At 44.8% G+C, this 11,308-nt stretch carries 12 protein-coding genes and 1 pseudogene; 2 read left to right on the top strand and 11 right to left on the bottom strand.

Annotated elements, in window-relative coordinates:
* The 5 genes and pseudogenes from aceE to B3182_RS13590 all read right to left on the bottom strand — a co-directional run.
* Nucleotides 1-537: pseudogene (gene aceE, locus B3182_RS13610) on the bottom strand (pyruvate dehydrogenase (acetyl-transferring), homodimeric type); the annotation flags it as partial.
* Nucleotides 538-716: 179 nt separating this feature from the next.
* A complete protein-coding gene (locus B3182_RS13605; RefSeq protein WP_292357297.1) occupies nucleotides 717-1,319 on the bottom strand; it encodes a sulfite oxidase heme-binding subunit YedZ in 603 nt (200 codons plus the stop codon).
* Nucleotides 1,319-2,275 carry a protein-methionine-sulfoxide reductase catalytic subunit MsrP gene (msrP, locus tag B3182_RS13600; protein WP_292357299.1) on the bottom strand — a complete coding sequence of 319 codons (957 nt, stop codon included), beginning with the start codon at nucleotides 2,273-2,275 and terminating at the stop codon, nucleotides 1,319-1,321. The genes B3182_RS13605 and msrP overlap by 1 nt, the downstream gene beginning before the upstream one ends.
* Complete coding sequence (locus B3182_RS13595; RefSeq protein WP_292357301.1) at nucleotides 2,262-2,897, bottom strand: DoxX family protein; 636 nt, start codon at nucleotides 2,895-2,897, stop codon at nucleotides 2,262-2,264. The genes msrP and B3182_RS13595 overlap by 14 nt, the downstream gene beginning before the upstream one ends.
* Nucleotides 2,898-2,966: 69 nt before the next feature.
* Nucleotides 2,967-3,260: a low-complexity protein gene (locus tag B3182_RS13590; RefSeq protein WP_292357303.1), complete on the bottom strand. Its 294-nt coding sequence runs from the start codon at nucleotides 3,258-3,260 to the stop codon at nucleotides 2,967-2,969.
* Between the two features lie 336 nt (nucleotides 3,261-3,596).
* On the opposite strand from B3182_RS13590, the gene B3182_RS13585 reads away from it, so the two are divergent.
* On the top strand, nucleotides 3,597-4,217 hold the full coding sequence (locus B3182_RS13585) for an RNA polymerase sigma factor (RefSeq protein ID WP_292357305.1): 621 nt from the start codon (nucleotides 3,597-3,599) through the stop codon (nucleotides 4,215-4,217).
* A 1-nt stretch (nucleotide 4,218) separates the two neighbouring features.
* Nucleotides 4,219-4,458, top strand: a complete 240-nt coding sequence (locus B3182_RS13580; RefSeq protein WP_292753107.1) for a zf-HC2 domain-containing protein — start codon at nucleotides 4,219-4,221, stop codon at nucleotides 4,456-4,458.
* Nucleotides 4,459-4,491: 33 nt separating this feature from the next.
* Here B3182_RS13580 and B3182_RS13575 read toward each other — a convergent pair whose 3' ends face one another.
* Genes B3182_RS13575 through serC form a run of 6 tightly spaced genes read right to left on the bottom strand, consistent with a single transcriptional unit; the run spans nucleotide 4,492 to nucleotide 11,296 of the window.
* On the bottom strand, nucleotides 4,492-4,737 hold the full coding sequence (locus tag B3182_RS13575; RefSeq protein WP_292357309.1) for a DUF1244 domain-containing protein: 246 nt from the start codon (nucleotides 4,735-4,737) through the stop codon (nucleotides 4,492-4,494).
* Nucleotides 4,715-6,748, bottom strand: a complete 2,034-nt coding sequence (locus B3182_RS13570) for an ABC transporter ATP-binding protein (RefSeq protein WP_292357311.1) — start codon at nucleotides 6,746-6,748, stop codon at nucleotides 4,715-4,717. Before B3182_RS13570 ends, B3182_RS13575 begins: the two co-directional genes overlap by 23 nt.
* On the bottom strand, nucleotides 6,745-8,154 hold the full coding sequence (locus tag B3182_RS13565; RefSeq protein ID WP_292357313.1) for an ABC transporter permease: 1,410 nt from the start codon (nucleotides 8,152-8,154) through the stop codon (nucleotides 6,745-6,747). Before B3182_RS13565 ends, B3182_RS13570 begins: the two co-directional genes overlap by 4 nt.
* 8 nt (nucleotides 8,155-8,162) lie before the next feature.
* Nucleotides 8,163-9,125 (bottom strand): 4-hydroxy-3-methylbut-2-enyl diphosphate reductase, encoded by a 963-nt coding sequence (ispH, locus tag B3182_RS13560; RefSeq protein ID WP_292357315.1) that lies wholly within the window; start codon nucleotides 9,123-9,125, stop codon nucleotides 8,163-8,165.
* Nucleotides 9,126-10,214: a prephenate dehydratase gene (pheA, locus tag B3182_RS13555; protein ID WP_292357317.1), complete on the bottom strand. Its 1,089-nt coding sequence runs from the start codon at nucleotides 10,212-10,214 to the stop codon at nucleotides 9,126-9,128.
* 2 nt (nucleotides 10,215-10,216) lie between these two features.
* On the bottom strand, nucleotides 10,217-11,296 hold the full coding sequence (gene serC / locus B3182_RS13550) for a 3-phosphoserine/phosphohydroxythreonine transaminase (protein WP_292357318.1): 1,080 nt from the start codon (nucleotides 11,294-11,296) through the stop codon (nucleotides 10,217-10,219).
* Nucleotides 11,297-11,308: the final 12 nt, after the last annotated feature.

The following is an 11,308-nucleotide window of genomic DNA, read 5'->3' as shown; positions in this document are numbered from 1 at the left end:
CCCGGGATGTGGATAGGAAGACAGGCCTTTGCCATCGACTTCAAAACGGAAATTATCCAGTTGTTCTTCGGTCAGACGACCTTCAAGGAAAGAACGGGCGTAAATACCCGGTGCAGAGTGACCTTGAACAAACACCATATCGGCGCCGTCTTCATGATCATTACCTCTGTAGAAATGGTTAAAACCGACATCATAAAGTGTTGCGGCTGATGAGAAGCTCGCAATATGTCCACCGACTGCGCCAGGTTTCATATTGGCTTTAACCACCATCGCCATCGCGTTCCAACGGATATAAGAGCGTAGTTTATGCTCCATTGCCTGGTCACCGGGGATACGTTCCTGCTGATCCACCGGAATGGTATTAACGTATGCAGTATTGGCACTGTATGGCAGGTTTACCCCACTACGGCGGGCCTTATCAATAAGTTTTTCAATAATGAAATGGGCTTTTTCGTCACCGGCCGCTTCCAGCACAGATTCCAGAGCGTCCAACCATTCTTGCGTTTCTTGTGGATCGTGATCGACAAAATCAGTCATATATACCTTCTTAAATCTCAACGCGATAAATTACAGCCGCACATTGTAACAGTTTTTGTTTAATTCACACTGCAGCACGCCGACAAAAGCGTGCTACAGCGCCATTCTGACAAGAAAATCAAAACCTTGTGGAAAAAATTTATAACAAAAAACTGCTGTAAAAGCCGGTTAAATAAGCTTTATGAAGCGGCTGATTGACTACGCCTGCGCTGGCTGAATACCCTGAAGCCAAGCAACAGGATAGCAATGAAAAAATAAATTAATGGTTCAGTTTTATCTTGCTTGACCAGCATATAAAAATGCACACAAGAAAGCACGACAATAAGATAAATTAAATAATGTAATTTTTTCCAGCGACGACCACCAAGGCGTTTCATCATCTTGTCGGTAGAGGTAACCGTTAATGGAATCAGCAAGACAAAGCTGATAAAACCAATGGTTATAAAAGGACGTTTAACAATATCCAGCCATATCTCCTGTACATCAAAAAACTGGTCCAGTCCGAGATACAGCAGCATATGCACGCTGGCATAAAAGAAAGCAAAAAGTCCCAGCATTCGGCGAAAGCGGATAAAGTGATTGATACCCGTCAGTTTACGTAGCGGTGATATCAACAAAGTCACCATAATAAAGCGCAATGCCCATACGCCGGTGTCCCGAGTTACCGCTTCTATAGGATTAGCACCCAGCTGATCGGTCAGCAATGCATAGATCAGCCAGCTAAGCGGTAATAACGAAATGATAAAAACCAGCCGTTTCAGACTGGTGATATGTTTTTGCATCAGAAATATCGTTTAAGATCCATGCCGCTATACAGCTCTGCGACTTCGTCTCCATAGCCATTGAACATCAGCGTTTCTCGTTTAAGAAACTCACCAATGCGTCTTTCCCGTCGCTGGCTCCAGCGTGGATGGTTCACATCCGGGTTTACATTTGAATAAAAACCATACTCACCGGCATTGGCCTGAACCCAGGCGGTTAATGGCATTTCTTCAACAAAACGGATCCGCACGATGGATTTGATGCTTTTAAAACCATATTTCCACGGTACCACCAGACGGATCGGCGCCCCGTTTTGCCCCGGCATTTCACGGCCATACAAACCAACAGCCAGCAACGTTAGAGGATGCATGGCTTCATCCATGCGCAATCCTTCACGATAAGGCCAATTTAACACGCGACGACGTTGTCCCGGCATCTGCTCAGGATCATACAACGTGGTAAACTCAACAAATTTGGCTTTGGAGTTGGGTTGAGCCTGTTTAAGGATTTCGGCTAACGGAAAACCTACCCAGGGAATCACCATCGACCAGCCTTCAACACAACGCAGACGATAAATACGCTCTTCCAATGTCTGGGTTTTGATTAGCTCACTGTAATCATATTTACCTGGTTTATCGCACTCACCATCCACAGTAATCATCCATGGCTCGCTGCGATCAGGAAAATCGGCAGCTAATGCCGAGGGTGATTCCTTGTCAGTGCCAAATTCATAGAAATTGTTATAGGTGGTAATAGATTCATATGTCGTTGTTTTTTCCTCAGTGGAAAAATCGCTTTGCTGCAAATCAGTAAAAGCTTCTCCGGTTGGTGCTTTAGCAGCGAAACTCAGTGGCATTGCACTTGCTGCAGCCAATCCCGCTGCACCATTAATAAATTGTCGACGGTTCAAATAGACCTGATAGTCCGTGACTTCTGACTCAGGAATATCCCACGAATGTTTTTTACGAATCCACATGATGCACCTCATTTGCCATATAACGTTTGGCTAACCAGTAATCAATACTGATATATCGACCAGCCCCGATAAAGAACAATGCCAGCAACATCACAAAATAGGTTGCGGCAAACTCAATACCATTATTGAGTACAACAAAGCTGCCATGTTCCGTCAGCCAGCTATAATTTCCATATTCCTGAAGGATTGATTTGGCCCGGTCCAAACGATCTATTGCTTCCGCCGCGTTTTCAGCAGCAAATGCACTCATCGGATCATGAATTGCTTGCCAGCCGTTTTTCCAGTGCACGCTGAACGCAGCAACCAGCATGGTAATCATCAATGGAATGCTGACCCAGCGCACGGCCAGTCCCAACAATAATAAAATAGCGCCAAAATACTCTGCTCCCCAGGCCATATAAGCCATCAGCTCAGGAAACGGTAACCCCAATCCCCAGTCCGGATTAGCAAACCAGTCTATGGTGCTTTGTAATGAACTCTCGGGATTGAATGGATTCCATTTGTTATTGGCAGCTACCCAGAAAACCGGTATCAGGTAAGCTCTCAATAATAAAGGCGCCAAAAAGTCCACTTTACGCGTGGTATTCAATGACCACTGTAAGTTTTTTAATAACTGGATCATAGTGGTTGTCCCTAGAAGAAAAACAGGGGCTTGCAGCCCCTGTTTTTAATATGAGTCACAAATACCGGATTATTTATTACCGCATTTTGCTTCACCACATTTGCCTTCAGCATCTTTTTTGCTGTCTTCGCCACATTTGGCTTCACCGCATTTGCCTTCAGCATCTTTTTTACTGTCTTCACCACACTTGGCTTCGCCACATTTCCCTTCTTCGTGATGTTTAGCCAATTGCATGTATCCATGACTTAATTCGGTTGATTGGAATGGATTGCTATCTGCAGCAGCAATTGGTGAAAAAGCCAGACCTGCAGTCATCGCTGCACTGGCAGCCAATGCGATAGAAGTTTTTTTGTTCATAGCCATGTTTAAATTCCTTATGTATTGAGTCACATGATTAACCCGACTTTCATAACCGGGCTTGTTGACATAGACTGACCAGCAAATCATTTGTTACAAACTTTTATGCGATTTTCTGAAAAACACCTGTCTTTTTAGTCAAAAAACATTTTTTGATTGCTGCCTTTCGTTATCGAATTCACTAAGTCGATCACCATACATAAAATGCACTTCGAATGATCGACCACAAACTTTTTTACTTGCAGGCACAAGATGCATCCGTTATTAATATCAGCTGTTTCGTAAGGCCTATAAATTTGAGGCATTAGACTAGGCTGCTGGCGTCAGGATTCATTAACAAACATGACAGACAAGCGTGATTCGCACTTCTACGAAAATGATGCCGCATTAATTGATGCCATGCTTGAAGGTGACTCAACCGCTTTTGAAACAGCTGTAGCACTCTATCATCCAAGAATGGTAACCATTGCCAAAGCTATTATAGGGGAAGCCTTCGCAGAAGAGATTGCTCAGGATGCCTGGATGTCAGCCATTCGGTCATTGAGTGAATTTGCCGGTCGCAGCAGCCTGAATACCTGGCTGATTCAAATCACAGCCAATGCCGCCAAAACCAGACTTCGCAGAGAAAAACGACAGGTTTCGCTGGATGAAAACTGGCAGGAAAAAGAAACCGCAGATCGTTTTGATCATACTGGTCATTGGCAAGAACCGGTTTCGCAGTGGGAACTTGAAACACCTGAAGCCATTCTGGCCAACGACCAACTCAGCGATATCATCAGCAAGACTTTTGAACAACTGCCACCACAACAGCAAGCAGTATTGAGCTTGTATGATCTGGAAGGTGAATCAATGTCGGAAATTTGTAATATTCTCGACCTCTCTGCGTCTAATGCAAGAGTGTTGCTACATCGTGCACGCTCTGCAATTCAACAGAAAATCGCTCAGTATCAGGATAATGATTAACATGCTTAAATGCCGCGAAATTGAACAACTTGCCAGTGACTATCTGGATAAAGATCTGTCATTTCGGCAACGTATGGCATTCAAGCTGCATTTATTTATTTGTCATAACTGCCGTAATTACGTGCGCCAGCTCAAGATAACTATCACCAGCATCAAATTGATGCCAGCAAACCAAATCATTGTGGATGACAAAACCAAAGCACTGGCGAAAGTGCTTAGAGAAAATGCCAGCAAACAGTAATATGTTGGCTGGCAACTTGCCTTATTCTAAACTTTATTTCTGATATTTCTGTTTCCATTCTTCATAAGACATGCCATAAACATGCTCACGGGCTGCATCATAGTCCATGGCCACACCCTGCTCTTCTGCAGCTGCCAGATACCATTTTGATAGGCAATTACGGCAAAACCCGGCCAGATTCATTAAATCAATATTCTGCACATCTTTTCGTTCCTGTAAGTGTGCAACTAATCTGCGAAAAGCGGCAGCTTCAAGTTCAGTTTGGGTCTGTTTGTCCATCTTCATTCTCTTCATATAAAAAACAATTTACCTGATGCCCATTTTCCAGCACGGTAGTTGGGGGATATTGCTCATGGCAAATGGGCATTACATGTGGGCAGCGCTGATGAAAGTGACATCCTGCAGGAGGGTTGGCAGGTGAAGGCAATTCACCTTTTACGGCAACCTGTATGGCCTGCTTGCCAATGTCCGGAACTGCTGCCAATAAAGCCTGCGTATAAGGATGTTTCGGCGAATCCAGTACTTGCTGACGACTGCCCTGCTCCACTATTCTACCCAGATACATTACGGCAACGCGATGGGCAAGATAATCGACTACACCGATATTATGGGTAATAAACAGAAATGACAGGCCAAATTCATGCTGAATATCGCGTAGTAAATTCAGGATCTGTGCCTGAACAGATACATCCAGTGCGCTGGTAGGTTCATCACAGATAATCAATTCAGGCTCTGTCGCCAAAGCCCGGGCAATACATATTCTTTGGCGTTGTCCACCAGAAAATTCATGTGGATAACGATGGCGAATATCAGGCCTTAAACCAACACGTTCCAGCAAGGAATCAATGTGACTGGACTTTGCTTTCGGATCTTTTCGAATCTCAGTAGCACTGATCGCCTCTTCAATAATCTGCTCAACGGTCATCCGTGGATTCATTGAGGAAAATGGATCCTGAAAAATGATCTGCAGTTCACCACGATAAGGTTTTAACTCACGTTGCGAGAGTCTGTTTAAGACTTTTCCCTGAAAACGTACTTCACCCGCGGTCACCCTGACCAATTGCAGAATGCCCTTTCCTACCGTAGTTTTGCCACAACCAGACTCTCCGACTAACGCTAGTGTCTCAGCGTTATGTATGCTGAGATTAACCCCATCCACAGCTTTAATCTGGCCTACCTGACGTTGCAGGATGCCTTTGCGAATGGGGAAATGAACTTTCAATCCTCTGACATCAAGTGCATGTACCTGTGAAGGAACCACATCCGACAGATGGGATGCATGTAATGGTTTTTTAGTCTCCACTTTCGATGACACTACAGCAGAATCGTATAAGTGACATCGAACCCCGGCTTGATTGCTCTCAATCCACCGTGGTTCATGTTGCTGACAATGATCCCAGGCATGATCACATCGCTCAGCAAAACGACAGCCGACAAAATGCTGATTCAACGGCGGAACATTGCCTTTAATCACCGTCAGGCGCTGTTCACGTTTCTGTTCGCTGGGTAATGCTTCAAATAATTTCTGTGAATAAGGATGCTGAGGACTGTCAAAAAACGTCTGCCTGTCAGCCTGTTCAACGATTTGTCCGGCATACATAACAGCAATCTGATCGGCCATTTGGGCAGCCACGCCAAGATCATGAGTGATGAGCAAAATCGCCATACCCGTATCACGCTGAATTTGTTTGAGTAAATCCAGGATCTGTGCCTGAATTGTCACATCCAATGCCGTTGTTGGCTCGTCAGCAATCAGTAATTCGGGTTCGCCAGCCAGCGCCATCGCAATCATCACCCGTTGTTTCATCCCACCGGATAATTGATGCGGATAATCTTTCAAACGGCGTAATGGATCTGGAATTCCTACCGAATCCAGTAATTTAAGGCTTCTCTGCTGTACTTCTTGTGAAGAGAGTTTGAAATGCCAACGCAGCGTTTCACCGATTTGTTGACCAATTGTTAATACCGGATTCAACGAGCTTTGCGGCTCCTGAAAAATCATCGCAACACGTCTGCCGCGAATGGATTCCATGTTCGCTTCAGAAAGTTTAAGCAGATCCTCTCCATCTAACTTGACTTCACCGGCCACAATTCGGCTGGCCGGGTAGGGATTTAACCGCATTAAAGATAATGCACTGATGGATTTGCCACAGCCTGACTCACCTAATAAGGCGAAGGTTTCACCCTGATGAATACGAAAATCAATACCATCAACGGCTTTATAAGGCTGATCTTTGCTATCAAACCAGGTTCTAAGGCCAGTAACTTCTAATAAGACTGGCGAGGTCATCGTGCTTTCTGCATTCGTGGGTCAAAGGCATCGCGTACCACGTCAGCAAATAGATTAGCTGCCAGCACCAGTATAAACATCGAGATAAAGGCGGCAGTTAACGACCACCAGACCACTGGTTCTCTTGCCATTTCCAGTCGGGCACTGTTAATCATATTGCCCCAGCTAATCATGGAAGGATCAACACCTACACCAACATATGACAACACCGCTTCAGCCAGTACCAGACCACTGAAATCCAGTACCACAGTAATCAACACAATATGCATAAGATTGGGCAGAATATGTCGATGCAGGATATTGAAACCACTTACACCCAATGATCTGGCTGCCAGTACATATTCTGCTTCACGCAGTTTTAATGTTTCACCACGCAGAATTCGACATAAACCTGTCCAGCTGGTGACGCCAAGAATCAGACAGAGAAACAGTAACCGCAGATCGGCCCGCTCGGCCACGGTGGCAAAACTGTCAGGATGGTTATTGATATAAACCTGTAACATCAAAACGGCTGCAGCAATCAATAACACTCCCGGTATGGAATTCAATGTGGTGTAAATGTACTGGATGAGATCATCAATCCAGCCTTTGAAATAGCCGGCACTGATGCCTAAAAAAATCGCCAGCGGCAACATTATCAAGGTGGTCAAAGTGCCAATTGCCAGCCCCGTTCGGATACTTTTCAAAGCCTGATAAAGCACACTCTGACCAACTTTATCTGTTCCAAATACATGATAATTCTGGCTTAAAACAATTAAGGTGATACTCAGCCAGATAAGCATAAAAAGCATCAGATAAAAGGTACGTATCGGATAATCCGAATCGCCGCGTATTACTCGCTTCAGCTCGGCAAATATATCTTGTTGGTAACGTGTTTTCCGATAGAAAATGTAAATAGCCATGATCAGCAGCATTAACAAAATCGCTGCGGCTGTACTCTTGGCTACGCTTGAAGCGATATTTGTCCACTTTTCAGATTCAGATTGCAGATGCTTTGCGGAGTATTTCAGTTCTGGATAGCTGTATTCCAGCTGCCCTCCCTGAATAATCTGCATTTCTTTGACAAATAAATGCGTAGCAAACGGGGCGGAATAGGTTTTTTCAACCTGGGTACGAATCGGCGTGACCAACCAGTCAAGCACACTGAGCACTTCAGTTGAATAATGTTGCTTTTCGGTTGTTTCCGAATCCAGTGCGACTCGAAAATGTAATGAGTCCAGAAAGCCAATGGTGACGTAACTGAGCAGGATAATTATCGAGATAACACCACGCTTACGTTGCATTACCGTTACCCAGGGGGAACGTAAATGTGGTTTGCTACGAAGATAGAATACGCCGGCCGTAATAACAGCGAGCAGAAGAAAAATCAGAATGTCGGTCCACAGGAATACCGGCAGAAAGGGCATGGCTGTCCTTAAGTTGATTTTCTGAGGCTGGAAATATCTACTTTAAGTGCTTTCGGTAAAGAAAAAGCAATATTTTCGATTTGACCTTTATCTTCAATAATCGCGTCAACACCCAACATTTTCAGCTTATCCACCACAGCCTGAACCAACGATTCCGGGGCTGAAGCTCCAGCAGTTAAACCGATCTGTTTTTTATCTTTTAACCAGTTTTCATCAATTTCATTGGCATCATCAATCAGATAAGATTCTGTGCCAAGTTTCGTCGCCAACTCTTTGAGTCTGTTAGAGTTTGAACTATTTATAGACCCTACTACCAGCACCAGATCGCAATTTTCGGCCAGACGTTTTACTGCATCCTGACGATTCTGTGTCGCATAGCAAATATCATCTTTACCGGGACCAGTGATGTTTGGAAAGCGTTCACGCAAAGCATCAATCACCAGCCTGGTATCATCAACCGATAAAGTGGTTTGAGTGACAAACGACAGGTTATTGGGATCTTTGACTGTTAATTTAGCGACATCTTCTGGTGATTCAACCAGATACATCGCTGTTGGATCAGCAGTATATTGACCCATTGTACCTTCGACTTCGGGATGACCGGCATGCCCAATCAGAATACATTCACGGGCAACTTTTTCATGTTTGGCGACTTCAAGGTGTACTTTGGTGACTAACGGGCAAGTTGCATCAAACACTTTCAGGCCACGTTGTTTGCCCTCTTCCTGCACGGCTTTGGAAACACCATGTGCACTGAAAATCAATGTACTGTTATCTGGTACATCGGCTAATTCTTCAATGAAAATTGCACCTTTGTTGCGTAAGTCTTCGACCACGGTACGATTATGCACAACTTCATGGCGAACATAGATCGGTGCACCGAATAACTCCAGAGCACGCTCTACAATTTCAATGGCCCGATCGACTCCGGCACAGAAACCTCGTGGATTGGCTAATACCAGTTTGGTCATTTACAACACTGCCTTTGGATAAGAACCTAAAACGCGGAAAACAGAAGATTCCGACTCCAGTTCCTGTAATGCACTGGCAACCGTAGGATCCTCACAATGACCGTCAATATCAATAAAAAAGACGTATTCCCAAATACCCTTACGTGAAGGTCGGGATTCAATTCGACTCATACTAATGCCTTTGTCAGCTAAAGGTTTCAGTAAGTTTTGTAATGCACCCGGTTTATTTTTAGTGGAGACCAACAATGCGGTTTTATCCACACCTGATGGTCCCACATGCTGACGACCAATGACCAGAAACCGCGTTGTGTTGCCCGCTTCATCTTCAATATTGCTGGCCAGGACTTTTAATCCATAAATTTCGGCTGCCGTGCTGGCCGCAATTGCTGCACTATCATGATTCATTTCAGCAACACGTTTTGCTGCTTCGGAGTTGCTGTCCAGAGGAATCAGTTCAGCCTGGGCCAATTGATCACCTAACCACTGACGACATTGAGCCAGCGCCTGTGGGTGGGCATAAACCTTTTTAATATCAGCAAGCTGTGCAGCATTACTCAACAGGTAGTGATGTATCGGAAGTGTCACTTCACCATTGATTTTTAAGGGTGAACTGACGAATCTGTCCAAAGTATGATTGACCATACCTTCAGTAGAATTTTCAACTGGCACCACTCCGTAACAGGCATATTCTGTTTCAACAGCACTGAAAACGTTGGCAATCGTACTCACCGGATGAAGTTCTGCAGATCCGCCAAAATGTTTTAAAGCAGCGGCCTGAGTAAACGAGCCTTCCGGTCCAAGATAGGCAATACGTAATGGTTTTTCTGCGGCCAGACAAGCTGACATGATTTCGCGGAATAATCTGGCCATCTCTTTATCAGATAGTGGGCCTACATTACGTTCCATTACCTGACGTAAAATCATCGCTTCACGTTCAGGGCGATAAAAATCTGCTTGTTCGCCGGATTGCTGTTTTATTTCTGCAACCTGATGCGCTAGTGCCGTGCGTTCGTTTAATAAGTCCTGAAGTTGCTTATCGACTTTATCAATCTGCTCACGAACGGCTTGAAGAGCTTTTTTCTCGGACATGTTTAACCAAACCTGCGCTCAAATTCAGACATAAACCATATCAGTTTATCAACCCCGGCTTCAGGCATAGCGTTATAGATGCTGGCACGCATTCCGCCCAAATCACGATGCCCCTTAAGTGTGAGCAAGCCTTCTTTGGCTGCATCCGCCAGAAACTGTTTATCCAGATCGCTGTTTGCCAGTGTAAACGGAATATTCATCCATGAGCGATAGCGAATATCAACCGGATTGGCATAAAAATCACTGCCATCAATCGCGGCATAGAGTTTAGTGGCTTTTCGCTGATTGATTTCAGCCATGCCCTCTAAACCACCTTTCTTTTTCAGCCACTGAAAAACTAAACCAGCAAGGTACCAGCTGTAAGTTGCCGGTGTGTTATACATTGAGCCATTGTCCGCATGAACTTTGTAGTCAAACATCACAGGTGTTCCCGGCAAGGTTTTACCAATCAAATCTTTACGTACAATAACAATACACAATCCTGCAGGACCAATATTTTTTTGAGCACCAGCGTAAATCAGCCCAAAACGATTCACATCAACCGGACGCGACAGAATGGTTGATGACATATCCGCAATTAATGGGGTATCCCCTACTTCAGGAATATCTGCAAACTCGATTCCATGAATCGTTTCATTTGGCGTGTAATGCACATAAGCCGCATTATCCGATAACTGCCATTCAGACTCATCGGGTATGGTCCGGTAATGCGATGGTTTGGCATCAGCAACCACATTTACTCTAGTGTAACGACCGGCTTCGGTAATGGCTTTTTCCGACCAGGCGCCGGTATTAAAGTAATCCGCATGTGATTTGCCATTAAGCAGATTCATCGGAATCATCGAAAACTGGCTGGACGCACCGCCCTGTAAAAACAGCACGGCATAATCATCCGAAATCCCCATCAATTCACGTAAGTCGGCTTCAGCCTGTTCAGCGATCGAGGTATATTCAGGACCTCGGTGACTCATTTCCATCACCGACATACCGGTACCATGCCAGTCCAGCATTTCCTGCTGAGCAGTCAGCATTACATCGTCCGGCAACATCGCTGGGCCGGCACTAAAGTTATAGGCTCTCAAAGTGCTTATTCT

The organism is Methylophaga sp. UBA4204, from assembly GCF_002379485.1.
Taxonomy (GTDB): Bacteria; Pseudomonadota; Gammaproteobacteria; order Nitrosococcales; family Methylophagaceae; genus Methylophaga.
The sequence above is the reverse complement of the archived record's forward strand: the minus strand, read 5'-3'. Positions and strand labels throughout refer to the sequence as shown.